Annotated in this window: 23 protein-coding genes and 1 pseudogene; 9 read left to right on the top strand and 15 right to left on the bottom strand. The window is 59.9% G+C overall.

Annotation, left to right across the window (positions count from 1 at the left end; genetic code table 11):
• The gene (gene algB, locus LOY52_RS00265; protein ID WP_003220286.1) at positions 1–1,347 is read right to left on the bottom strand and encodes a sigma-54-dependent response regulator transcription factor AlgB; all 1,347 of its coding nucleotides are present in this window, start codon (positions 1,345–1,347) and stop codon (positions 1–3) included.
• 428 nt (positions 1,348–1,775) lie between these two features.
• Here algB and LOY52_RS00260 point away from each other — a divergent pair, with 428 nt between their 5' ends.
• The 5 genes from LOY52_RS00260 to LOY52_RS00240 all read left to right on the top strand — a co-directional run bounded on the left by LOY52_RS00260 (position 1,776) and on the right by LOY52_RS00240 (position 6,213).
• On the top strand, positions 1,776–2,060 hold the full coding sequence (locus LOY52_RS00260) for a hypothetical protein (RefSeq protein ID WP_258677587.1): 285 nt from the start codon (positions 1,776–1,778) through the stop codon (positions 2,058–2,060).
• 72 nt (positions 2,061–2,132) lie between these two features.
• Positions 2,133–2,297: a DUF1328 domain-containing protein gene (locus LOY52_RS00255; protein WP_003177151.1), complete on the top strand. Its 165-nt coding sequence runs from the start codon at positions 2,133–2,135 to the stop codon at positions 2,295–2,297.
• Positions 2,298–2,299: 2 nt separating this feature from the next.
• Positions 2,300–2,764: an inhibitor of vertebrate lysozyme family protein gene (locus LOY52_RS00250; protein WP_258677585.1), complete on the top strand. Its 465-nt coding sequence runs from the start codon at positions 2,300–2,302 to the stop codon at positions 2,762–2,764.
• 702 nt (positions 2,765–3,466) lie between these two features.
• Entirely contained in the window at positions 3,467–4,798 is a 1,332-nt protein-coding gene (gene gltP / locus LOY52_RS00245) for a glutamate/aspartate:proton symporter GltP (RefSeq protein ID WP_258677583.1), read from the top strand.
• Positions 4,799–4,983: 185 nt separating this feature from the next.
• Positions 4,984–6,213 (top strand): nucleoside recognition domain-containing protein, encoded by a 1,230-nt coding sequence (locus LOY52_RS00240; protein ID WP_025112290.1) that lies wholly within the window; start codon positions 4,984–4,986, stop codon positions 6,211–6,213.
• Between the two features lie 82 nt (positions 6,214–6,295).
• On the opposite strand, the gene LOY52_RS00235 is transcribed toward LOY52_RS00240, so the two are convergent.
• The 10 genes from LOY52_RS00235 to LOY52_RS00190 all read right to left on the bottom strand — a co-directional run bounded on the left by LOY52_RS00235 (position 6,296) and on the right by LOY52_RS00190 (position 16,886).
• Positions 6,296–6,919: an ABC-type transport auxiliary lipoprotein family protein gene (locus tag LOY52_RS00235; RefSeq protein WP_258677578.1), complete on the bottom strand. Its 624-nt coding sequence runs from the start codon at positions 6,917–6,919 to the stop codon at positions 6,296–6,298.
• The gene (locus LOY52_RS00230) at positions 6,916–7,854 is read right to left on the bottom strand and encodes an MlaD family protein (RefSeq protein ID WP_097090206.1); all 939 of its coding nucleotides are present in this window, start codon (positions 7,852–7,854) and stop codon (positions 6,916–6,918) included. Before LOY52_RS00230 ends, LOY52_RS00235 begins: the two co-directional genes overlap by 4 nt.
• A 1-nt stretch (position 7,855) precedes the next feature.
• Positions 7,856–8,659 carry an ABC transporter ATP-binding protein gene (locus tag LOY52_RS00225; protein WP_258677574.1) on the bottom strand — a complete coding sequence of 268 codons (804 nt, stop codon included), beginning with the start codon at positions 8,657–8,659 and terminating at the stop codon, positions 7,856–7,858.
• Complete coding sequence (locus tag LOY52_RS00220) at positions 8,656–9,804, bottom strand: ABC transporter permease (RefSeq protein WP_258677572.1); 1,149 nt, start codon at positions 9,802–9,804, stop codon at positions 8,656–8,658. The genes LOY52_RS00225 and LOY52_RS00220 overlap by 4 nt, the downstream gene beginning before the upstream one ends.
• A 54-nt stretch (positions 9,805–9,858) precedes the next feature.
• Complete coding sequence (locus LOY52_RS00215; RefSeq protein WP_258677570.1) at positions 9,859–10,887, bottom strand: DUF2914 domain-containing protein; 1,029 nt, start codon at positions 10,885–10,887, stop codon at positions 9,859–9,861.
• Positions 10,888–11,123: 236 nt separating this feature from the next.
• Positions 11,124–12,518, bottom strand: a complete 1,395-nt coding sequence (locus LOY52_RS00210; RefSeq protein ID WP_258677568.1) for a pitrilysin family protein — start codon at positions 12,516–12,518, stop codon at positions 11,124–11,126.
• Between the two features lie 163 nt (positions 12,519–12,681).
• Positions 12,682–14,340 (bottom strand): Na/Pi cotransporter family protein, encoded by a 1,659-nt coding sequence (locus tag LOY52_RS00205; RefSeq protein WP_096797619.1) that lies wholly within the window; start codon positions 14,338–14,340, stop codon positions 12,682–12,684.
• Positions 14,341–14,578: 238 nt separating this feature from the next.
• On the bottom strand, positions 14,579–15,217 hold the full coding sequence (locus tag LOY52_RS00200) for a hypothetical protein (protein WP_258677566.1): 639 nt from the start codon (positions 15,215–15,217) through the stop codon (positions 14,579–14,581).
• Positions 15,214–16,371 (bottom strand): DUF2515 family protein, encoded by a 1,158-nt coding sequence (locus LOY52_RS00195; protein ID WP_258677564.1) that lies wholly within the window; start codon positions 16,369–16,371, stop codon positions 15,214–15,216. The genes LOY52_RS00200 and LOY52_RS00195 overlap by 4 nt, the downstream gene beginning before the upstream one ends.
• Positions 16,372–16,388: 17 nt before the next feature.
• A complete protein-coding gene (locus LOY52_RS00190) occupies positions 16,389–16,886 on the bottom strand; it encodes a PAAR domain-containing protein (RefSeq protein WP_258677561.1) in 498 nt (165 codons plus the stop codon).
• 574 nt (positions 16,887–17,460) lie between these two features.
• On the opposite strand from LOY52_RS00190, the pseudogene LOY52_RS00180 reads away from it, so the two are divergent.
• A pseudogene (locus tag LOY52_RS00180) lies at positions 17,461–17,802 on the top strand (DUF6124 family protein); the annotation flags it as partial.
• A gap of 140 nt (positions 17,803–17,942) precedes the next feature.
• On the opposite strand, the gene LOY52_RS00175 reads toward LOY52_RS00180, so the two are convergent.
• Both LOY52_RS00175 and LOY52_RS00170 read right to left on the bottom strand, forming a co-directional pair.
• Complete coding sequence (locus LOY52_RS00175; RefSeq protein WP_003220266.1) at positions 17,943–18,710, bottom strand: TerC family protein; 768 nt, start codon at positions 18,708–18,710, stop codon at positions 17,943–17,945.
• A 70-nt stretch (positions 18,711–18,780) separates the two neighbouring features.
• On the bottom strand, positions 18,781–20,088 hold the full coding sequence (locus LOY52_RS00170; protein ID WP_007954069.1) for a CitMHS family transporter: 1,308 nt from the start codon (positions 20,086–20,088) through the stop codon (positions 18,781–18,783).
• A gap of 323 nt (positions 20,089–20,411) precedes the next feature.
• On the opposite strand from LOY52_RS00170, the gene LOY52_RS00165 reads away from it, so the two are divergent.
• A complete protein-coding gene (locus LOY52_RS00165) occupies positions 20,412–20,813 on the top strand; it encodes a GFA family protein (RefSeq protein ID WP_258677559.1) in 402 nt (133 codons plus the stop codon).
• Here LOY52_RS00165 and LOY52_RS00160 read toward each other — a convergent pair whose 3' ends face one another.
• Entirely contained in the window at positions 20,814–21,140 is a 327-nt protein-coding gene (locus LOY52_RS00160; RefSeq protein WP_098966448.1) for a DOPA 4,5-dioxygenase family protein, read from the bottom strand.
• Between the two features lie 83 nt (positions 21,141–21,223).
• Here LOY52_RS00160 and LOY52_RS00155 point away from each other — a divergent pair, with 83 nt between their 5' ends.
• Complete coding sequence (locus LOY52_RS00155) at positions 21,224–21,889, top strand: NAD(P)-dependent oxidoreductase (RefSeq protein WP_258677556.1); 666 nt, start codon at positions 21,224–21,226, stop codon at positions 21,887–21,889.
• Positions 21,890–21,971: 82 nt separating this feature from the next.
• On the opposite strand, the gene LOY52_RS00150 is transcribed toward LOY52_RS00155, so the two are convergent.
• Positions 21,972–22,922, bottom strand: a complete 951-nt coding sequence (locus LOY52_RS00150) for a choline sulfate utilization transcriptional regulator (protein WP_258677554.1) — start codon at positions 22,920–22,922, stop codon at positions 21,972–21,974.
• 114 nt (positions 22,923–23,036) lie between these two features.
• Here LOY52_RS00150 and betC point away from each other — a divergent pair, with 114 nt between their 5' ends.
• Positions 23,037–24,551: a choline-sulfatase gene (gene betC / locus LOY52_RS00145; RefSeq protein ID WP_258677552.1), complete on the top strand. Its 1,515-nt coding sequence runs from the start codon at positions 23,037–23,039 to the stop codon at positions 24,549–24,551.
• Positions 24,552–24,556: the final 5 nt, after the last annotated feature.

Raw genomic sequence — 24,556 nt, 5'->3', positions numbered from 1 at the left:
TCACAGGTTGTACTGCTTGCGCTTGCGATACAGGGTCGACGCGTCGATGCCCAGGGTTTTCGCTGCCTGATCCAGAGTGCCCGCCGTCGCCAGCACTGCGCCGATGTGGGCTTTTTCCAGTTCATCGAGGCTCAGCGCGGCGCCGACTCGAGGGGCGTTGTTCGCCGGTTGCTCGGCCATGCCGAGGTGGCTGATTTCCACGCGTTCCTGCGGGCAGATAATGCTCGCCCGTTCCACCACGTTACGTAGCTCACGGATGTTGCCCGGCCAGCGATAACCCAGCAGCGCCTCTCGCGCTTCGTCACTGAAGCCTCGGGCCGGGCGTGCGTACTCTTTGACGAAGCGCGCGAGGAAGCGGTCGGCCAGGGTCAGGATGTCTTCGGCACGTTCGCGCAATGGCGGCAGATGCAGGGTGATCACGTTGAGGCGGTATAACAGGTCTTCACGGAAGCGCCCGTCGCGCACCATGTCTTCGAGATTAAGGTTGGTCGCGGCGAGAATCCGCACATCGGCGCGGCGGGTCACTGGATCCCCTACCCGCTCGTATTCCTTGTCCTGGATGAAACGCAGCAACTTGGGTTGCAAAGTCAGCGGAAAGTCGCCGATCTCATCGAGAAACAGCGTGCCGCCATCCGCCTGATTGACCCGACCCAGGGTGCTCTCACTGGCGCCGGTAAACGCACCGCGACTGTGGCCGAACAGCTCGCTTTCCATCAATTCTGCGGTTAATGACGGGCAGTTGATGGTCACGCAGGACTTCTTCTCGCGTTTGCTCCAACCATGAATGGCCCGGGCCAGTTCCCCTTTACCCGTGCCGGATTCGCCGAGGATAAGGATGTTGGCGTCGGTACCGGCAACCTGCCGCGCAGTTTCCAGCACCACTTTCATCGCCGGGCTGTGAGAGTCGAGGCCGTCCTTGGGTTTGCGGATCTCGCCTTCGAGAGCTTCCAGACGCGCCGAGAGCTGGCGCACTTCCAGTTGCTTGGCCGTGGCCAGACGCAACTGGTCGGGGCTGCACGGTTTGACCAGATAGTCGGCGGCGCCCGCCTGAATCGCGTCCACCGCGGTATCGACCGCCGAGTGCGCGGTGACGATCACCACCCGCATCCATGGCGCCTGAACGCGCATCTGCGCCAGTACATCGAGACCGTTGTCTTCACCCAGACGTAAATCAAGGAAGCACAGGTCGAACACCTGGCGCTGCAACAATGCCTCGGCCTGAGCCGCGCTGTTGGCGGTGGCCACCGTATAACCTTCGTCTTCTAGGCAGTAACGAAAGGTTCGCAGGATGGCGGACTCGTCGTCCACCAGCAGAATGCGGCCTTGATGCTCAGTGGCAGATTCCATTTTTCCTACGCTCCATAGTGATTGATCTTGGGTTAGTCCCGGAAAAATCGGGCAAGTTGCATGGTTGATTCTGAACGATGCGAGCCATAGGAGGGTAGCTCTCTCCTGCCTTGACGGCCAATCCATTGATTTTGTTGAATTTTTAAACAATCACCGATTTGCAGAGGGTTCCCTGCGTACTTTTCTGACATCCGGGACGTGCTCTCAATTCCATAAGAATGAAATCTCCTACGAAATAATCATGCATTTCGCACGACCGTAGATGACCCATCGTGCAGGATGCTTCCATCGCTGAATTTCCTTCAACTATAACTTATTGATTTTATTGATTATTTTTCAAATAAAAAACTGGCATGCAGCCTGCAATACCTCATTCAGCCCGGGCAGATTCCACTGCCCAAACCGAATAAGAGAGTGAGGAACCCAGGATGACTCGCCAACGTGCCGCCCAAGTGCGTATCTCGCCACTGCATATCCAGCAAGGCCTGTTTGGCGTACTTGCACTGTTGATCACCCTGATCGCCTGCCAGCAATACCTGAGCTGGGAAAACAGCCGCAAGCCTGAGCCACTGATCTCGATGCAGCACAGCACGCAGACGCACTTCAGCGCCGTCAGCAGCAGTCAGGCCGAAAGCGCCTCGATGCGCATGATGGATGTCGATCAGCCGCAGCCGCTGGATCAACTGCCACGTGAAGAGCGCTGGGTTTTCTGACGAACCGAAGAATTCAGGCGCATCGCGCCGGAACACGCAATATCCCTAAATAGAGAAGTAAGGAGAATCACCATGTTGAGCTGGGCAATTACATTCTTGATCATTGCCATCATCGCCGCCGTATTGGGCTTCGGTGGTATCGCGGGCACCGCCACGGGTATCGCCAAGATTCTCTTTGTCGTGTTCCTGGTGATGTTCATCGCTTCCTTCTTCTTTGGCCGTCGCGGCCGAGGTTAACGATGATCGCTTTGAAGACACTGGCAGCCGCCCTGCTTATGGGCGGTAGTGCCATGGCGATGGCGGCCAATGATGGCCAGGCGCGGGTCAACGAGCTGCTCAGCTCCGACCCGCAATACCGCGAAACCTGGCAAGGCGTTGTGAAGCACGAAGAACGCCTGCCGGAATGGGTGATGAACCTGTCCGGCACGCCAGACCAGCAGATGAATGCCGTGACTGAAGACGGCGACAAGTACCTGGTCGGCCCGCTCTGTGAATCCGCAGACAAGTGCCTCAACCACCGCTTGATCGTGGCCTTCAGCTTCGACAAGAAAGATGCATATGCCATGCTCGTCGATGTGCCCGAAGGACTGCCGGCCGACAAGTCGCCAACGCGACATGCCACCTACCGCTTCCTCGGCAAACCGGATGAAGGTATGCAGAACCTGCTGATGGAAACGCTGAAAAAAGATCCGAACTGGTATTGATTCGAACATGAGGGCAGCGCCCCGCTGCCCTTTATTGCGCCTACCCGAGGAAGGCCGGCGCATGACCAGGGGGCCGGGACGTTCTGACTGTTGCAGGGTCGGAGTGACCTACGGGTACAGGGAGTGCCTGCGCGAGGGCCGGGTCAGGGTAAAAGCTGCGACGCAGGTTCGCCGACCCTCAGTGGTTCGACGGACTTGCGCTGAGCTTTATCCGATGCAAAAACATTGATCCAGAGCGTCCTGCTCATCTTTTTATGCCTCACACTGCACGCGAAAACATTACGCGGTGTTTCCTGGCGACCGTATATCGAGAAAGAGTCCCTTTAAACAGTGGGACATCTAGTCTGCAAACGTAGGCTTTTTCTTAAGATTTCCGTCGAAATTTCTCGTTTAAAAAATAACCAATCTACGCTGCAATGGCCGGTTCACGGCACTTATGCCGGCTGAAATGTCGTAATCGAACCGGTTGGGACGCCAGTTTCAATTAAAAAAGCTCATGCCGATTCGGCATAGGGTAGGCGTTTACGGCATTAGACGGCGCAACCTTGCATCGGAATAGTTGCGCCTTTTTTCGCCTGCCGAAGAGCCGTAAATACGCGCTTCGGGGCACCTTATACGGAGGCAGATGCACAGACTTTTCCGCTGACAGAGCGTTCCAGTTCCTGCATGTGCCTGAGTCAAACGCAAGTAAGGGTAAAGATAATGAAGAAGGCAAAACTCAGCCTCGCCTGGCAGATCCTCATCGGTCTGGTTTTAGGGATTGCAATTGGTGCGTTGCTCAACCACTTCAGTGCCGAGAAAGCCTGGTGGATCAGCAACGTCCTGCAACCGGCAGGCGATATCTTTATCCGTCTGATCAAGATGATCGTGATCCCGATCGTCATCTCCTCCCTGATCGTCGGCATCGCCGGCGTGGGCGACGCCAAGAAACTCGGGCGTATCGGTCTGAAGACCATCATCTACTTCGAAATCGTCACCACCATCGCGATCATCGTCGGCCTGCTGCTGGCCAACCTGTTCCACCCGGGCGCCGGCATCGACATGAGCACCCTGGGCACGGTGGATATCTCCAAGTACCAGGCGACCGCCGCCGAAGTGCAACATGAACACGCGTTCATCGAGACCATCCTCAACCTGATCCCGTCGAACATCTTCGCGGCCATGGCCCGCGGTGAAATGCTGCCGATCATCTTCTTCTCCGTGCTGTTCGGTCTCGGTCTGTCGAGCCTGCAGTCGGACCTGCGCGAGCCGCTGGTGAAGATATTCCAGGGCGTCTCGGAAAGCATGTTCAAAGTCACCCACATGATCATGAACTACGCGCCGATCGGCGTGTTCGCCCTGATCGCGGTGACCGTGGCCAACTTCGGTTTCGCCTCGCTGCTGCCGCTGGCCAAACTGGTGATTCTGGTTTACGTCGCCATCGCCTTCTTCGCCTTCGTGGTGCTGGGCCTGATCGCCAAGCTGTTCGGCTTCTCGGTGATCAAGCTGATGCGCATCTTCAAGGACGAGCTGGTGCTGGCTTACTCCACCGCCTCCTCGGAAACCGTGCTGCCACGCGTGATCGAGAAGATGGAAGCCTACGGCGCACCGAAAGCCATTTGCAGCTTCGTGGTACCGACCGGCTATTCGTTCAACCTCGACGGTTCGACCCTGTACCAGTCGATCGCCGCGATCTTCATTGCCCAGCTGTACGGCATCGACCTGTCGATCAGCCAGCAATTGCTGCTGGTGCTGACCCTGATGGTCACCTCCAAAGGCATCGCCGGCGTACCGGGCGTGTCCTTCGTGGTGCTGCTGGCGACGCTGGGCAGCGTCGGTATCCCGCTGGAAGGCCTGGCGTTCATCGCCGGTGTCGACCGCATCATGGACATGGCGCGTACCGCACTGAACGTGATCGGCAACGCCCTGGCAGTGCTGGTGATCGCGCGTTGGGAAGGCATGTACGACGCCGCCAAGGGCCAGCGCTACTGGAACTCTCTGCCACACTGGCGCAGCAAGGAAAAACTCCCGGCTGGTGAAATCAGCAAGAACTGATAGTGAATCCCTGTAGGAGCTGCCGCAGGCTGCGATCTTTTGATCTTGCTTTTAAAGATCGCAGCCTTCGGCAGCTCCTACAGGTGATTGAGGCCAGCCGTACCGACAAACCCCGGAGAAATCCGGGGTTTGTCGTTTCTGGCGACCCCGCTATCATTCGCCGCATCTTCCGGGGGATTTGACTGATGCTTAATGGCCTGTGGCTTGGCTTCTTCGTCGTGGCAGCAATATCTGCGCTGGTGCAGTGGCTGGTCGGTGGCAACGCCGGGATTTTCGCGGCGATGGTGGAAAGCATTTTCGCCATGGCCAAACTCTCGGTCGAGGTCATGGTGCTGCTGTTCGGCACACTGACCCTGTGGCTGGGCTTTCTGCGCATCGCCGAGAAGGCCGGGATCGTCGAATGGCTGGCCAAGGTGCTCGGGCCGCTGTTCCTGCGGCTGATGCCGGAAGTCCCGGCCGGGCACCCGGCGCTCGGTCTGATCACCCTGAACTTCGCCGCCAACGGTCTGGGCCTGGACAACGCCGCCACGCCGATCGGCCTCAAGGCGATGAAGGCGCTGCAGGAGCTCAACCCCAGCGCGACCATCGCCAGCAACGCGCAGATCCTGTTCCTGGTGCTCAACGCCTCGTCGCTGACCCTGTTGCCGGTGACAATCTTCATGTACCGCGCCCAGCAAGGCGCACCAGACCCGACTCTGGTGTTTCTGCCGATCCTGCTGGCGACCAGTTGCTCGACCATCGTCGGCTTCCTTTCGGTGGCGTTCATGCAGCGCCTGCGCATCTGGGACCCGGTGGTGCTGGCCTATCTGATTCCCGGCGCACTGATCCTCGGCGGCTTCATGGCGCTGCTGGCGACGATGTCGGCCACGGCGCTGGCCGGGTTGTCGTCGATCCTTGGTAACCTGACGCTGTTCGGCCTGATCATGCTGTTCCTGGTGATCGGCGCGTTACGCAAGGTCAAGGTTTACGAAGCGTTCGTCGAGGGCGCGAAGGAGGGCTTCGACGTCGCCAAGAACCTGCTGCCGTATCTGGTGGCGATGCTCTGCGCGATTGGCGTGCTGCGTGCCTCGGGCGCGCTGGACTTTGGTCTGGATGGCATTCGGCATCTGGTGCAGTGGGCCGGGTGGGATACGCGTTTTGTCGATGCGTTGCCGACGGCGATGGTCAAACCGTTTTCCGGCAGCGCCGCACGAGCGATGCTGATCGAGACCATGAAGACCTCCGGCGTCGACAGCTTCCCGTCACTGGTGGCGGCGACGATTCAGGGCAGTACCGAGACCACCTTCTATGTGCTGGCGGTGTATTTCGGTGCGGTGGGGATTCAGCGTGCACGGCATGCGGTGGGCTGTGCGCTGCTGGCGGAACTGGCCGGCGTGCTCGGCGCGATTGGCGTCTGCTACTGGTTTTTTGGTTGAAGCAAAAGATCGCAGCCTTCGGCAGCTCCTACAGAGGCACATAACCCTGTAGGAGCTGCCGAAAGCTGCGATCTTGGCGACTTCAGGGCTTAACTGGAGCCAATTGCTGGCCTTGATCTACGGCCCACGCGACAACCTTTGCAGTGAGCCGATCACTGGCCTGTCCAAACCCCGCCACCACCGCTGGCACCTGCACATCATTCAAAGGCTGACGCTCTTCAAAGCGGCGGCTGGCGAGAATCTTCTGGTCATAGCCGCGCACCAGCAGCGCATCGACGCGCACCACCACGCTGGCCTGATTACCCTGATACTCGGTCTGAAACGCCTGCAAGCTGCCGCCCAGTTCCAGATCCGCAGCGAAGTTGCTGTCATCGGTGCTGAGCAGCGTCACCCGCCCATCACGGGCAAAACCATCCAGCAGCCGATTACGCACCAGCACCGGCGCCGGATCGCTCCAGCGCGAAGCCTTGTAGCTGCTGATCACATCACCCTGTGGAATCACCGCGATGTTCGGCCGGTTCAGCGCTTCGCTGGCCTGCAACTTGTTCAGGCGCAGCGACCAGTGCTGGGTCGCCGCCGAACTGGGCGAGGCGGGCGCTTGTGTGGCGGGCAGGCGATAGACGTCCGAAGGTTCGGCCTTGGGCAGGATCGAGCAGGCGCTGGTCAAGGCGAGGCTGGCGAGGAGAGCGAAGTGAGTCAGCTTCATGGGGTGAATTCCTTGTTCTTGTCACTGCCCAGCAGGTAGCCGCTGGGGTTGGCCTCCAGACGTTGGGAAATGCCGCGCAGCGAAGTCAGGGTCTCGCGCAGTTCGCGGATCGCCGGCGCCAGGCCATTGAGGCCCTGCATTCCGTTGTCGAGCGAGTTCTGGTTCTTGCTCAGCAGGCCGTTGATGGTGGCGCTGCTCTGTTCCAGCGACTTCATCGCCTGCTCGGCACTGCCCAGCGCCTGCTTGCCCTGATCGTTGAGCAAGCCGTTGGCGTTGCGCATCAGCGCCGAGGTTTGTTCGAGCATGCTGCCGGCCTGCTTGCCGACGCTCGCCAGTTGCTGCATGGCCTGGCGCAGGTCGCCGCGCTGATCGTTGATCGAACCGGTGGTCTGCTCCAGATGCGCCAGGGTGTTGCTGACGCGCTCGACGTTCTCCTGAGAAAACATCTGATTAGCGTTGCTCAGCAGCGCGGTGATGCCAGTCATCAGGTCGTTGCTGTCGTTGAGCAGCCGGGAAATGGGCGAGGGCGCCGCGACGATGGTCGGCAATTCGCCGTCATGCCCGCGCAGTTTCGGACTTTCTGGAGTGCCACCGCTGAGCTGGATGATCGAGGTGCCAGTGATCCCGGCCAGCGCCAGTTTGGCCTGGGTGTCTTCCTTGACCGGGGTGTCACCGCCCAGACGAATCCGCGCCAGCACCCGGCGTGGGTCTTTCGGGTCGAGACGCAGGTTGACCACATCGCCGACCTTGATCCCGCTGTACTGCACCGGGCTGCCCTTGGACAGGCCGCTGACCGCCTCGTTGAACACTACTTCGTAATCCTTGAACTCGGAATCGACGCTGGACTTGGCCAGCCACAGGCCGAAGAGCAGGGCGCCTGCCACCACTATCACCGAGAACAGGCCGATCAACACATGATGGGCTCGGGTTTCCATGTCAGACCTCGTTGAGCAATTTGGCGGCGTCCAGCGCCGAGCGGCCGCGCGGGCCGTGGAAGTATTCGTGAATCCACGCGTCGTTGGTTTCCGAGACCACATCGATCGGGCCGGCCACCAGCACTTTCTTCTGCGCCAGCACCGCCACGCGATCGGTGATGGTGTAGAGCGTGTCGAGGTCGTGGGTCACCAGAAACACACTCAGGCCCAGCGCATCGCGCAGGGTCAGGATCAGTTGATCGAACTGCGCCGCGCCAATGGGATCTAGGCCGGCGGTGGGTTCGTCGAGAAACAGAATGTCCGGATCCAGCGCAAGGGCCCGCGCCAGCGCAGCGCGCTTGATCATTCCGCCGGACAGCGAGGCCGGGTATTTGTCCGCCGCCGACAGCGGCAGCCCGGCCAGCGCCAGCTTCACCGCCGCCAGATGCTCGGCGTCGTTGCGGCTCAGACCGGCGTGTTCGATCAGCGGCAGGGCGACGTTTTCGGTCACCGTCAGCGAGGAGAACAGCGCGCCTTTCTGGAACAACACGCCAAAGCGCCGCTCGACCAGCGAACGCTCATGTTCGGACAGGCTCGGCAGGTTCTGCCCGAACACTTTCACGTTGCCTTCGCTGGGCCGGCGAAGGCCGACAATGCTGCGCAGCAGCACCGATTTACCGCTGCCGGAACCGCCGACCACGGCGAGGATTTCGCCCTTGTACAAATCCAGATCAAGGTTTTCGTGCACGCTCTGGCTGCCAAAGCGATTGCACAGGCCACGGACTTCGATCACCGCCTCCGAGGGCGCGCGGGGTAGACGACTCACCAGCCCATCTCCATGAAAAACAGCGCAGCCACCGCATCAAGCACGATCACCACGAAAATCGACTGCACCACGGCAGACGTGGTGTGCGCGCCGACCGATTCGGCGCTGCCGCTGACCTTGAAGCCTTCCAGACAACCGATCGTGGCGATCAGGAAGGCAAAGATCGGCGCCTTCACCAGGCCGACCAGAAAGTGCTGAATACCGATGTCGCTCTGGAGCAGCGAGAGAAACATCGCCGGCGAAATTCCCAGCGACACCGCGCACACCACGCCACCGCCGATGATTCCGCAGAGCATCGCCAGAAACGTCAGCATCGGCAGCGCCACCAGCATCGCTAGTACCCGCGGCACCACCAGCAGCTCCATCGGGTCGAGGCCGAGGGTGCGGATCGCGTCGATCTCCTCGTTGGCCTTCATCGAGCCGATCTGCGCGGTGAACGCACTGGCGGTGCGGCCGGCCATCAAGATCGCGGTGAGCAACACACCGAACTCACGCAGGAAGGAGAAGCCCACCAGATCCACGGTAAAGATCGTCGCGCCGAAACTGGCCAGCACCGTGGCGCCGAGAAACGCCACCACCGCGCCGACCAGAAAGGTCAGCAGCGCCACGATCGGCGCGGCGTCGAGGCCGGTCTGTTCGATGTGGGCGACGACGGGGGTGATGCGCCAGCGCTTGGGGCGCAACAAGTTGCGGGCGATGGTTTCGAGGATCAGGCCGATGAAACCCAGCACCTGCAGGGTGTCCTGCCAGACCGTTTCCACGGCGCGCCCGATGCGGGTCAACAGCTGCACGCTGACGCTGACTTCCGGCTCTTTGATCGGCACGCAAAAGTCGGTCAGCGAGCGATACACCGTTTGCAGCAGCGCGCGGTCAGCCTGGGAAATCGTGCAGTCGGGGTGTTCGGCGGATTTGCCGAGGCGCTCGGAACCGAGCAGTTCCACCAGCAAGGAAGCGCCCGCGGTGTCGAGCGCACCGAGGCTGTTGAGGTCGACCACGGTATTGGCGTCGTACTGGCCGGTCAGTTTGTCGGTCAGGTGCTTGAGGTCGGCGTAATGGGCAAGCGTCCAGTCCCCGGAAACCCGCAGGCGGGCAGGGCTGATTGACGTGTCCAGTTGGGCATTACCCCTCATTGAGCTGCTGATCATAAGCTCCGTGCTTGTCCGGCTATTAAGCGAACTAACGTAATAGCACGAACCGGATTACTTTTCTTTGATCGCTGTGCTGTCGGTCACTTCGAAACGCAGCACGCCGATCACCTGACCATCTTCAGTCAGCACCCGCACCTGCCACTTGCCCGCCGGATTGCCGGGGAAGTTCTGCTTGTGCGTCCACGCCCGGTAGCCTTCCTTGCGCCCGCCGTGGATATCGAGGGCGATGCGGTCGACCTCTTTGCCGTCGAACTGCCACACGTGGTAGATCCGCTCATCCAGCCCGCGCGGCGCGTTGATTGCGGTGTAGGCGTAGAGACCGCCGTTGCGGATCTGCTCGGCGCTGACCTGGTCGAGGCTGTCGCCCGGGGTGCGATCCTGCAACTGAGTGCTGATCGCCACGTCGGTCATCCACAGCGTCGCCGGCGGCACCCACGAGCGCAGGGTCCAGCCGACCGCGCCGATGCCGAAGGTGATGCACAGAATGGCCAGCGCGTTGCGCACGGTGCGAATCGGGAAGATCGACGCCAGACTCGGGAACGACAACACCACCGCCGTGCCCAGTGCCCATTTGAAACTCTGCGCGGTGGTCAGGTGCATGATCACCGGCAGCGCGGTGAGCAGGGCGGCGAACAGGGTCAGGGTGTGCAACGCGAGAAAAGCCCAGCGCCGTGGCGCCAGCCATTTGTAATAGAGCGGATCGACAATCGAGATCAGCGCGGCGATGCACAGCAGGCCGGTGAAGATCAGTTGACCGCTGTTCCAGGTGGTGGTGATGAAGAAGAACGGCAGGACGAAAAACAGGCTTTCCTGATGGATCATCTGCGTCGCGTAACGCAGCAGCGGCTGGGGGATCTCCCGCTTGAAGATGCGCGTGAACAGGCCGGTCAGGGTGTTCTCCAGCATCAGCCAGATCCAGCTCAGCAGCATGATGATGGTGATCCAGCTCGCCAGTCCCTGCTGGCGATCGACCAGAATGAAACTGCCGACCCCGGAGATGAAACCGCCAAGCGCAATCACCCCGGGATAGCGCTTCACCAGCTCGAGAATGCGCTGGATCAGGAGGGGGATTTTCTGCATGTTGGCGGTTCACGACTGAGTAGGAAAAAACCTCGACAGAGTACCGTCCGCCGGGCGACGTGGCGAGGCTCCCGGTCAGCAAAGCCTCTTATTTCTGTGGCGAGGGAGCTTGCTCCCGCTCGACTGCGCAGCAGTCGCAAAACCTGGGTGCACGGTGTTCCTGAATTAACTCAGCCGTCGGTTTTGGGGCTGCTTCGCAGCCCAGCGGGAGCAAGCTCCCTCGCCACAGGATTTCCTCATCCTTTGGCTTTGTGTTTTTCCCGGCGATGCAAGCGCCAGCCAATCAGCACCAGCAACACCATGCCCAGGCCACCGGCAATCAGCCACAACACTTCATCATCACTGAGCAACGGTTTCTCGATCCGCAGATACCCCGGCTGCAACAGCAACTCGCGCATGGCCTTGTTCGCCGTTTCCAGGGTCACGCCTTGCAGCTCCCGGGCCGGGTTGGCAAAGCGCCCGTCCTCGTAGTCGCCCAGCGCGCTCCAGTAGTAATCCGCCATGGCACTGTTGCCCTGTACCGCCCAGGCCTGGTGGGCGATGGCCGCCTGTTTGATCCGGGCGAAAGTGTCCGGGTCGAGGCCGTTTTTCAGCAGGTCGGCCTTGAGGTCTTCCAGCACTTGCCGGGCTTCGTCGACGTCATCGCGATCGACGTCGGCATTGAGACTCATGAAACCGACCCCGCCAAACACTTCGCGCTCGGCCCAAGGCCCGTAGGACAAGCCGTGATTCAGACGAATCTGCCGGTACAGCGCCCAGTCGAGGTAGTCCTTGAGGATGTCGAAGGTTTCATCGTACTGATCGTCGAGCATCGGCTCCGGCACCAGCCAGTGCAACTTGGCGCTGTCGCCGATGAAGCCGCGGGTAAGGGTGCGCTCATGGGCGGCGCTGGTGCGGATGTCCGGCAGCTCACGGTGCTCCGCGGGGTCCACCGCTTCAAGCGCGCCCCAGGTGCGTTCCAGATAGGCCGGCAGCAGTTTGTCGAGTTCACCGACGACGATCAGCGTCATGTTGTTCGGCGCGTACCAGGTCTTGCGCACCTTCTCCAATTGCTTCTGGGTCAGATGGCCGACTTCAGCGCGTTGCGGGCATTTCAGGCCCAGTTCCACCGCCAGTTGATTGCTCGCGGTGTGACCCAGATCCTGGCGGTCGAGGAAGCGTTGCAGGCGCGTGTAATGGCCGCCGTCTTCGCGCTCGACCACGCGTTTGGCGGCGTTGATCGCGTTGTCGTCGATGCGGGTCTGGGTCAGCAGGTCGAGCAACAGGTCGAGGACCTTGCGCTGGTTCTTCGCCGGGGCTTCGATGACAAACGTGGTGTCGGCGTTGCTGGTGAACGCATTCCACTCGCCACCCAGCGCCTGCATGCGCTCCTCAAGGCCGCCTTCGCCAGTGGCATCGACGCCGCTGAACAGCAGGTGCTCAAGCAGGTGCGGCAGCTCTTTTTCATCGCAGTCGAAATCGTCGAGACCGACGCCCACCACCAGACGAATCGCCACATGCCCGCGCTCGGTGCCGGGCTTGAGCAACAGCTGCAAACCGTTGGGCAGCGCGTAGCCTTCGACCTGAAAGCGATCAACGGCGAAGGCGGGCAGGGAACCGAGCAACAGACAGGCGAACAACAGGCAACGCATAACAGGCTTCCATACGGCTGATTTGGAGATCCGTGTCGCTATTCAAGCCGCTTTCGCGAGCAGGCTCGCTCCCACCTTGAAATTCATTCCCTGTGGGAGCGAGCCTGCTCGCGAATATCTTGCGGCTGAATCAATGTTACTGACTGACCCCAGCCGCAGACGTTCAAGGCGAATGCGTAATGTCGGCAATATCATCCGCTTCCAGCGCCCCGGTATCCGCCGTTTCCAGCACCACGTAAGCACTGCTGCAAAACAGCGAATTCAAGCGTTTCATATCGGCAATCAGCTCCAGATGCAGCGAACTGGTTTCCAGACTCTGCACGATCTTACGTTGCAAACGGCTGACATGGGCATGGGCCAGACGCCGTTCCTGTGCGCGAAAGCGACGCTTCTCGCGCAACAGCTGACGGGCACTTTCCTTGTCACCGCTGAGGAACACCGACAGGCCGAGGCGCAGGTTGGCGATCAGTTGCTGATGCAGCCCCGCCAGATCCTCCAGGCCTTCTTCGGAAAACGACCGACGCTGCGAAGTCTTCTGCTGCTGCACTTTGCGCAGCATGCGTTCGATCAGGTCGCTGGCCAGTTTCAGGTTTATCGCCAATTCGATGGTCTCTGCCCAGCGCCGACTGTCCTGTTCGCCAAGATCCTCGCGGGGCATTTGCGCCAGATACAGCTTGATCGCGCTGTACAGCGCTTCGACGTCATCGGTCAGTCGGCGCATTTCCTGGGTGATGGCGGTCTGCTTGCCACGCAGTACATCGAGCATCGCGTCGAGCATGTTGTCGATCAGGTCGCCCATGCGCAGGGTCTCGCGGGCGGCGTTGGCCAGCGCCAGGCTCGGGGTGACCAGCGCTGTCGCATCGAGATGCCGCGGCTTGGCGGTGCCGTTGACCTCCGGGCGCTCCGGCAGCAGCCAGGCACACAGCCGTGCCATCGGCGAAACACTGGGCAGCAGGATCAGACATCGCGCGGTGTTGTAGAGCAAGTGGAAGCCGATGACCATTTCCTGCGGGCTGAAATCCAGGCCGTCCATCCAGTGCACCAGCGGATCGAGCACAGGGATGATCAGCAGCAGGCCGATCAACTTGTACAGCAGGCTGCCCAGCGCCACTTGCCGCCCGGCGGCGTTCTGCATGCTGGTGCTCATGAACGCCAGCACGCCGCTGCCGATGTTGGCGCCGATCACCAAACCGATCGCTACCGGCAGGCTGATCACGCTGGCGCCGGCCAGCGTCGCGGTCAGTAGCACAGCGGCGAGGCTGGAATAGGAAATCATCGCGAACAACGCACCAACCAGGGCGTCGAGAAGGATGTCGCCGGTCAGCGAAGCAAAGATCACCTTCACCCCTTGTGCATGGGTAATCGGCGCGGCGGCTTCGACGATCAGTTGCAGCGCGAGAATGATCAGCCCCAGACCGATGCTGACCCGGCCCATCTGCCCGAGCCGCGTCTGTTTGCGCGACAGGAAGAAAATCACCCCGAGGAAAATCAGCAGTGGCGACAGCCACGACAGGTCGAACGTCAGCACCCGCGCCATCAGCGCGGTACCGACGTCGGCGCCAAGCATGGTCGCCAGCGCCGGGGTCAGCGCCATCAGGCCCTGACCGACGAAGGAGGTGACGAGCATGGCCGTGGCGTTGCTGCTCTGCACCATCGCGGTCACGACGATGCCGGCGACGAACGCGAGCCAGCGTTTGGACATGTTCTGGCCGATCACATGGCGCAGATTGGTGCCGTACACCCGCAGGATGCCGGTTCGGACAATGTGCGTGCCCCAGATCAGCAGGGCCACGGCAGAAAGCAGATTGAGCAGGGTGAGCATGCAGACCCCCTGTAGTAGCAGCGCCCCAAAGGGGCAAGTTGACGGTACCGCGCGGTTTCTACGTTTTTGATACTTAAGCTGTAGTTGGCTAACGGACTGGGCGCCAGCATTGCACAGCTAAAGAGCGGATTGAAACAAAAGTGTCATGAAAACAGGTTTATTCATGACGTGCACAACCGCCACGAAACCCTGTGGGAGCATGCTTGCCAGCTCACACAGGGTTTGCGGCTTTGCAGGGTCAATCACTGAAATGATCTCTACTTAGCCCAACGTCAATCAGATACTTGGCTGTTTCTGGATTCCGCTCGTCGCAACGCGCATAGCACTTGATGTGCATCAACAGGCTGTATTTGTGCGGAACCAAAAGAATGACCCCATCTGCCTGATCAAAAAGCTTCGCTTGAAGCTGTCGCTTTTCATCATCGCTTTGCACTTTGAGCCAATCATTTCCCTCAACGGGTTCAGGAGTCCAGTTGGCGTCCCTGAACATCGATTGCAGCTCATTCAATAGCTTCGCTGTCTGATCGAAGGGAAGCGTTTCAACCATTGGGGACGTGGTTATGCCATCCACTTTTCCCTTGGTATAGCCCACCGCTCCGTAGATGGTTTTGGGCAAGGTGAAGCCATGTTCAGGGTCATCAAAAGTGATCACGACCGGGCTGCTTATCCAGGTCGAGTCGACCTTGGGAGGGTCACCTGGGTACATGGCTGTTTTGCGCTCAACAGGAAAACTGGAGTCTTTGACGACTTCGGCATATGGCTTGCCAATATGGGCGTAGATCCTGTCGACGCCAGACATGGAGTAGGCGACAACAACCGCCAAAACGACCGCAATCCCTGTTCCAGCAAACGCTAATCGACGAGAAAGTATCGTCACTTTATCCCCCCCCCGTTAGCAATGTCCGTAATCGACTGTTTCAGTTGGGCCCTAGTCGCTGGGTTCTTGAGCAGAGCATCGAATTGGTCAGCAGCACGTAATACGAACTCCATTCGCTGATCTCTGTCCGCGAGATTAGCGATAGGATTTTTGGAAAATGAAACCTGCCTGTTATCAGGCGCCTTGCATTGGCTAGCCAGCGTTAGTTGAATTTCCTCTGCTGCGCCAGAGAACAACCCCGTCACCACGGATACGTAATTGCCCGCATGGGTACCGCGCATCAACGTTGCAAAATGCGTGTCCTCGTACATTGCGGGTTGCAAGATATTCAATTGTTCGTGTCGCGCCATCTGTTGAACACTTTCGGTAATTTCACCCGCGTCAATGGCTTCAAAAGTTCGGTAAATCTCACCCGCATCAACCCCAAACTGCACCTTATTCGCGATCGGCCACATCACTTCCTTCTCAAGGCTGCGCCGGCTCTTCAGACACTTCTCCATTTCCTTATACCCCCGCACCATAAAAAACCGGTGCAAGGGATAAACGTCCAGAAACAGCGATGTATTACCTAGCGCCAACATCTCGTACACATAATCCAGCTGCTGCTGAACCACTGAGCGTGGGTTGTCGCCGATAGTGATGTCCTCGGTCGGCATCGGGTTTGCCGCTCGGGCTTTCTCAAGTTCCTCCTCAACCTCAGGATTGGTTCTGCTGAATTTGAATCCGAAGCCTTCGAACAAGGTTTCCGATGGGGCGGTGCGCAGCTTTTCCAGCGCTGCTTTCTGCGCAGCAATGGCAGTTTGCAGTTTGGTGGCGTGGATCAAGCCACACCCCACCTGCTTCGAAGCAAACGCCGCCAGCCCCGCCCACTGAAAGCGGTTATCCGCCAGCCACAGCTGCGCGTAGGCGGCGTTGATTTTCCGGTTGCGGGCCTGGGGGTCGGCGATGAGGACGCCGCCGGGGGCGACCCAGTCTTCGGCTTCTTTCTGGAAGCGGTGCCACAGGCAGTTGCAGGTCAGCAGCGGGACTTCGACGCGGGTTTTCGGATTGGGGCCGGCGGTGCTGGTTTCGCGTTTGCAGGCGGGCAGCTCACAGGTGCTGTTCCAGAGCTTCTTCATGTCCAGGTCGTCTGGAGCAATGCATTGTCCGGTCATTGCTTCTTCCTTGAGTCTCAGACTGTCCAGCGCACGATGGCGAGATCGGGCTGCAGGGTGGCGACGCTTTGGGTCATGCCTTTTTCATTGGTCTGGCCTTTGACGATACGGCCTTCGGCGGTTTCGATTTCGTAGCCTTGTGCGGCGATGGGTTCGCCGTTGCCGGCGCTGACTGCTTTGAATTCGATCAGCGGCTGGCCAACGATCGGCAGCGGCGGAATGAACGGTGCGGGGGTGTGCGAGCTGCCGATGATGACGTCGCCGGAGCCACCGATCACAACGCCGCCATGGCTGGCCGTGCTGTCGAGAGTCATGGCGTTTTTGCCGTTGATAAATACCGTCGCGGAAAAGGCGCCATTGAGGGCTTGGCCGCAGGTGCAGGTGTCACCGAGGCGGGCGGCGGCAAGGCCGTTGAAAAAAACGTCGCCGGAGCCACTGGCAATCGGGTTGGTGCCATGGCCAGGTAGCGGGCAAGTGGTCGGGTCCGTGACGCGCGCGGCGGGTTTTCCAGACATGAACACTCCTTGTTTGTCGTTTGAGGCGAGCGGGGAAGCTAACGAGCGAAGCTTGGGGCGTCAACCTTTGAATCCCGTCTCAAAGGATTGCGATGTGCCACTGTGGGAGCGAGCCTGCTCGCGAATGCGGTGGGTCAGCCAACATCTTTATAGCCTGACACGACGCCTTCGCGAGCAGGCTCGCTCCCACAGGTTTTGTGTCAGATCCTGAAGAAGTTAAACGCGGATTACGCATGACGTTTAAACACACGTCGTGTTACTTCCGGGAGGCTACAAAACCTTGCGCCGTTGCCTACGGCTACGCCAGAATCCGCCGGCTTGTGCGCCTTGGGACCGGTCTATATCGTTTGCTTGCCACTGCTCATCAGTGGTCGGGATTAGTAGCCCGGGTTGCTAGTGTTGTGCACAAGTACTGTTCAGTCAGGTTTCGCTTTCCTGCACTCGATGGTGGTTGTGCGCAGGGCACCCTCGGGTGCGCCGGTAAAGCTAGCTCCCCGGTCTACTAACCTGCGCACAGCCGCCTCCATTCTTTTAGTAGAGAACGATGGCGGCTTCATTTGAGGAGCTGGTCAATATGTTCAAAGTGACACCCAACCCACCGGACACCGATCCGGCTACCGATACACAAAAAATGAAAGAGGCGGCCGACCGGGCCATCGATTTCTACCTCGACCCCACGCTCAAGAAAGTCTGTGAGCCGGTGCGCAAACCCAGCACGATTTTCCTCATCGACCCCGCCGTCGATTACGAAACCCTTTTGGTGCATGCCTGCGAATCCCTGGCGTCGGCGAGCATCATGGCCAGTGATCTGGCCGGGTTCATCGACGGGCCGCAGCGCAATTCTCTGCTCGGCATTCAGCAGGTAATCATGCTCGGCGAACTGGCGGTGAACCAGGTGCTGCATAACCTCGTCCCCCTGCCTGAATGCACAAACAACTGTGGGAGCGAGCCTGCTCGCGAAAGCGGTGGATCAGCCAACATTGTTGTCGACTGACACTCCGTCTTCGCGAGCAGGCTCGCTCCCACAGGGGTGTTGCGTGATTCAGGACTACCGGGTTATTGCCCCGGAACATCCTTGCGCAGTTTCACCGGATCCTGCTGCTGTTTCTTCCGGGCCATCGCGCCGCGCAGTTTGATGTTGATCGCTTCCACCGCCAGCGAGAACGCCATGGCGAAGTAGACGTAGCCTTTCGGTACGTGCACGTCGAACGATTCGGCGATCAGTACGGTACCGACCACCAGCAGGAACGACAGCGCCAGCATCTTCAGCGACGGGTGCTTGTCGATGAATTCGCTGATCTTGCCCGAGGCCGCCATCATCACCAGTACGGCGACGACGATTGCCGCGACCATCACCGGCACATGGGAGACCATGCCGACGGCGGTGATTACCGAGTCCAGCGAGAACACGATGTCGATGATCGCGATCTGGATGATGGTGTAGAGGAAGTTGCCGCCCTTGCCCGAAGGCTCGTCGCCTGTTTCGTCTTCGCCTTCCAGCGCGTGGTACATCTCCTGCGAGCTCTTCCACAGCAGGAACAGGCCACCGAAGAACAGGATCAGGTCGCGCCCGGAAATACCCTGGCCGAACACCACGAACAGGTCGGCGGTGAGGCGCATGACCCAGGTGATCGACAGCAGCAACAGGATCCGCGTGATCATCGCCAGGCCCAGGCCGAAAATCCGCGTGCGCTGCTGCATGTGCTTGGGCATGCGGCTGACCAGGATCGAAATCATGATGATGTTATCGATGCCCAGAACGATTTCCAGGGCGGTCAGGGTAAAGAAGGCAACCCAGATTTCGGGGTTGGTCAGCCAATCCATGTGTATTCCTTTGAGCGAGTGTTAAACCAGAACGCCAGCAAGCAGCTGGCGTCATGGTGAGTGAATGCCGTTACAACGTGCTGAACAGCGGGAAAGTCCCCAGCAGCAAGGCGGCCACCAGTATGCACAGGCAGACCAGCACTGCCCACTTCAGAGTGAAACGCTGGTGATCACCGAACTCGATACCGGCCAGCGCCACCAGCAGGTAGGTCGACGGCACCAGCGGACTGAGCAAGTGGACGGGCTGACCGACGATCGAGGCACGGGCCATTTCCACCGCGGTGATGCCGTAATGGCTGGCCGCTTCGGAGAGCACCGGCAACACGCCGTAGTAGAACGCGTCGTTCGACATGAAGAACGTGAACGGCATGCTCACCAGCGCCGTGATCACCGCCAGGTACGGGCCGAGGAAGTCCGGAATCACTGCCAGCAGACTTTTCGACATGGCGTCGACCATGCCGGTTCCGGACAGGATACCGGTGAAGATACCCGCAGCGAAAATCAGACTGACCACCGACAGCACGCTGCCGGCATGGGCCGCAACGCGGTCCTTCTGCATTTGCAGGCATGGGTAGTTGACGATCATCGCGATACTGAACGCCACCATGAACAGCACCGGCAGCGGCAGCAGGCCGGCGATCAGGGTGCACATCAGCGCCAGGGTCAGCAGGCCGTTGAACCAGATCAGCTTCGGACGGCGGGCATCGGGGAACTGCGAGACGCTGATTTCACTGTGATCAATCTCGTCGCCGATCAGGTGCAGCTCGCCCAGACGCGCACGCTCACGTTTGCCGTAGAAGTAGGCAATGATCAGGATCGCCACCACACCGGCGGCCATCGCCGGGATCATCGGCACGAAGATATCCGACGGGTCCACATGCAGCGCACTGGCGGCACGGGCGGTCGGGCCACCCCACGGGGTCATGTTCATCACACCGCCGGCGAGAATGATCAGACCGGCCATGATCCGCGGGCTCATGCCGATGCGGCTGTACAGCGGGAGCATGGCGGCCACGCAGATCATGTAAGTGGTCGCGCCGTCACCATCAAGGGAAACGACGAGCGCCAGCACGGCGGTACCGACCGAAACTTTCAACGGGTCGCCCTTGACCAGTTTGAGGATCTTGCGCACGGCCGGGTCGAACAGGCCGGAGTCGATCATCAGGGCGAAGTACAGGATGGCGAACATCAGCATCACGCCGGTCGGCGCAAGCTTGGTAATGCCTTCGAGCATCATCGGGCCGATCTTCGGCGCGAAACCACCGAACAGGGCGAACAGGATCGGGATGATGATCAGGGCGATCAGCGCAGACAGGCGCTTGGTCATGATCAGGAACATGAACGTGATGACCATGGCGAAGCCAAGGAAAGTCAGCATGGGATTACTCCAGGCGTAGCGCGGCTAATTGAGTGAGCGGATCGGAAGGGATCAGCGCAGAACGGGAAGCACGAGACGTACGGGCGGAGTTTCAGCGAGAAGGCGGGCTACAGAGGACATCAGAATCACCATTGTTGTTGTTAATTGGGCCTGACATGCGAGCGATCACACGCGTTGGCCAACCGGTCTGTTGCCGGTAGTGGCGGCGATCCTAATCGGGCAACCTTTCAGCTACCTTTCGCTGACGAAAGCTTCAGGCGAATGGCCAACCGGCTGTCGGATGCGGCTAGAGTCAATCATTTCGGGGACGGGAGGGCTGGGACATGGAAGAAGTGCACAGCGGTGGCTGCCACTGCGGACACATCCGCTATCAGTTCAGCGGGCCGTTGCACGACATTGCCCACTGCCACTGCTCGATCTGCCGCAAAGTCAGCGGTGGGATTGTCACCACCTGGATCACGGTTCCGGCAGCCAGCTTTCATTGGCTGGCGGGGACGCCTTCGCGCTATGACTCGTCGGGCAGTTGCGCGCGGTATTTCTGTCCGCGTTGTGGCGCGCAGCTGGCGCTGGTGACATTGCTCAGTCCCGAGAGCATCGATGTGACCATCGCCACGCTGGATCACCCGGAGCGGGCGCCGGCCGAGCGGCACATCTGGACGGACAGCCAATTGCCCTGGCTGCATCTGGACGAGCATCTGCCGGGCGAGCCCGAAGAAACTCTTTGATCAGAAAATAGACAGATCCAGCGGCCGCATCGCGCCCATCCAAATCGCGTGCTCGGTGTGATCGAGCAAATCATCGCCAGTGTCGGGGTGCAAAAACACCACCAGCCCCTTGCGATTGAGCGCCAGCCACGGCAACACCTCACCGATCAGCTCCGGGCCGAAAGCCAACTGGCAGCTCCAGTCCGGATGCGGGCCGACCGGGCGCTCATGGACGCGCCCCATCTTCAGAGGAAACAACTGCGCCGCCTGTTCACACAAAGCGCGCGCCTGATCAATTGAGTCAGCGTCGAAATAGACGTGGGCGTGATAGCCATTGATTGCGTGCATCTGAAAGCCTCTGAATCGGTTCGAACCCTCGGCGCAGGCTGCGTGTCACACGCCATACGAGGGACAACAAAAAGGAATCAGCCATGAAAAATGCCGAAACCCCGACGGTGAAAGTGGTGCTCTATGGTGCCATGGCCAGCCTGGGCGGTGCGTTGATGGCTGAAATGCTGCGCCGTCAGCACGAAGTCATCGCGATTCTCGACGATCTGAATGTACTCGCGCCGCGTCCGGGACTGCGCACCAAAAGCGGCGATCTGTTCGATGCCGACCGGGTCAAGCAAAGCGTAGCGGGCAGTTCGGCGGTGATCTGTCTGCTGGACGCGCCGGGCCTGCCGTTCAACAGCGACCATGTAGAAAAATCCGTAGTGCTGGGGCCGGTGGAACAGGTTTTAGCGGTCGATGCGCTAGTCGACGGCCTGCAAATGGCCAACGTGCCACGGCTGTTTTTGGTGGGTAATTTTGCCGTGCTTGACGAGCCAGATCTGGACGACGGGCTGCAACGCCACGCCGCCGAAGAAATCCGTGAAGCCCTGCAAAGCAGCCCATTGCAGTGGACGCTGGTGAATGCGCCGCACGGGGTGGCGGGGCTGACCATTGAGCATTTCAGTCAGGTGGGCGGCAATCTGGAGCCGGGGCTGGCGGAGCCGCTGGAACGGCTGAACCGGGTCGCGGTGGGGATTGCCGATGAGCTGCGGTTGAATCTGCATGTGGGGCAGCATGTGAATTTTGTCGCGACCTCAGGTACGTAAAAAGATCGCAGCCTTCGGCAGCTCCTACATTTGAAATGCGATTCCCCTGTAGGAGCTGCCGCAGGCTGCGATCTTTTGCTGTTTACACCGCAATCGAAGGCAGCGCCATTCCCGTCAGGGATTCGGCGCTGCTGGCCTGTTCTGCCATCAACCAGTCGACAAACTGCTGAATCAACGCGCCCCGACGTTTGCGTTGCGGCAGCACCACGTAATAACCGAGGCGCGACAACGTGGTCTCGGCGATCGGCCGACAGAGCAAGCCCTGGCTCAGCAAGTTATCCACAAGGTGGCGCCAGCCGATCGCGACACCCTGACCGCCAATCGCCGCTTGAATCAACAGCGTGTAATTGTCGAAACGCAATTGCCCCGGCGCCGGCGGGGTCATGATGCCTAATTCGCGAAACAGCCCACTCCAGTCAAACCAGTTGCTGCTGTTCTCCCCGCGCAAGTGCAGCAGCGGCAACTCCAGCAACGCCTGGGCAGGCAAGGGCAGGGCACGCTCCTTGAGCAATTGCGGACTGCACACCGGAAACACTTCCTCGCTGAACAGCCAATGGCTTTCGCCCTGCTTGAAACGCCCGTCGCCAAACAAGATCGCGACATCGATGTCGGTGCGCAGCATGTTGTGGTTGCGCTCGCTGGTGACCAGGCTGACATCGACGTTCGGATTGGCTTCGTGGAAGCGGTGCAGGCGCGGCATCAGCCAGTAGGCGGCGAAGGCGAAATCGGTGGCGACCTGCAATACCTCGTGTTGTTGCTGCGTACTGATAGCACTCAATCCTGCGTCGATATTCTGCAAACCGAGCTGAACCTGCTCGAACAGGATCGCGCCGCCCTCGGTCAGTTCAATACCGCGATAGATCCGGTCAAACAGTCGCACTCCCAGCTGTTCTTCCAGACGCTTGATCTGCTGGCTGATCGCTGGCTGCGTGGTGCCCAGCTCAACCGCCGCCGCAGTAAAACTGTGATGGCGCGCCGCCGCTTCGAAGGCACGCAACAGGTCGAGGGACAGATTGCCGAGGGCTTCATACATAAGCTGTGCTTATCCTAGTCATTGTCCGGCGCGGGCTTTACCGGACTGGGCATGGACTCCATGCTCGATCGCAGCAATGTCGCATAAATATTCACTATGGAATGCCGCGATCACATGAAGCGCAAGAACATTCTTTTCATCATGGCCGATCAAATGGCCGCGCCAATGTTGCCAATCTACGGCCCGTCGCCAATCAAACTGCCGAATCTTTCGCGCCTCGCCGCTCAGGGCGTGGTGTTCGATGCCGCTTACTGCAACAGTCCACTGTGCGCGCCGTCGCGTTTCACTCTGGTCAGCGGCCAGTTACCGAGCAAGATCGGCGCCTACGACAACGCCGCCGATTTCCCTGCCGATATTCCGACCTACGCCCACTACCTGCGTCGCCTCGGTTACCGCACCGCGCTGTCGGGCAAGATGCATTTCTGCGGCCCGGATCAGTTGCACGGTTATGAAGAGCGCCTGACCAGCGACATCTACCCGGCCGACTACGGCTGGGCGGTGAACTGGGACGAGCCGGACGTGCGCCCGAGCTGGTATCACAACATGTCGTCGGTGCTGCAGGCCGGGCCGTGCGTGCGCACCAACCAGCTCGACTTCGATGAAGAGGTGGTGTTCAAGGCCCAGCAATACCTGTTTGACCACATTCGTGAGGACGGCGATCAGCCGTTCTGCCTGACCGTGTCGATGACCCACCCACACGACCCGTACACGATTCCCAAGGCGTTCTGGGATTTGTACGACGACGGTGACATCCCGTTGCCGACAACTCCGGAACAGCACTCCCTCGATCCGCACTCGCAGCGCCTGCTCAAGGTCTACGACCTGTGGGACAAGCCATTGCCTGTGGATAAGATTCGCGATGCACGGCGGGCGTACTTCGGCGCTTGCAGTTATATCGACGCCAACGTCGGCAAACTTCTGCAAACCCTCGAAGATACCGGCCTGATCGATGACACCATCATCGTGTTCTCCGGCGACCACGGCGACATGCTCGGCGAGAAAGGCCTCTGGTACAAAATGCACTGGTTCGAGATGGCTGCACGGGTGCCGCTGCTGATCAGTGCGCCGGGGCAGTTCGCCGCTGGCCGGGTTAGCGCGGCAGTGTCCACCGCCGACCTGTTGCCGACCTTCGTTGAACTGGCCGGCGGTACGCTGGAACCGGGCTTGCCGCTGGATGGCCGCTCGCTGCTGGCACATCTGCAAGGGCAAGGCGGGCATGACGAAGTGTTCGGCGAATACATGGCCGAAGGCACCATCAGTCCACTGATGATGATCCGTCGCGGCGCCTACAAATTTATCTACAGTGAAAGCGACCCGTGCCTACTCTTCGATGTGCATAACGACCCGCGTGAGCTCGAAGAACTCAGCCAGTCATCGCAACATCGCCAGCTGTTCGACGACTTTCTCGCCGAAGCGCGGGCCAAGTGGGACATGCCGGCGATTCACCGGCAAGTCCTCGCCAGCCAGCGCCGTCGCCGTTTTGTCGCCGATGCTCTGACCATCGGCAAGCTGAAGAGCTGGGATCACCAGCCGCTGGTGGACGCCAGTCAGCAGTACATGCGCAACCACATCGACCTCGACGATCTGGAACGCAAGGCCCGTTATCCACAACCCTGCCAAAACCGATAATGTAA

Source organism: Pseudomonas sp. B21-051 (assembly GCF_024748795.1).
GTDB classification, from domain to species: Bacteria; Pseudomonadota; Gammaproteobacteria; order Pseudomonadales; family Pseudomonadaceae; genus Aquipseudomonas; species Aquipseudomonas putida_A.
This window is presented reverse-complemented; position numbering and strand designations above follow the sequence as displayed.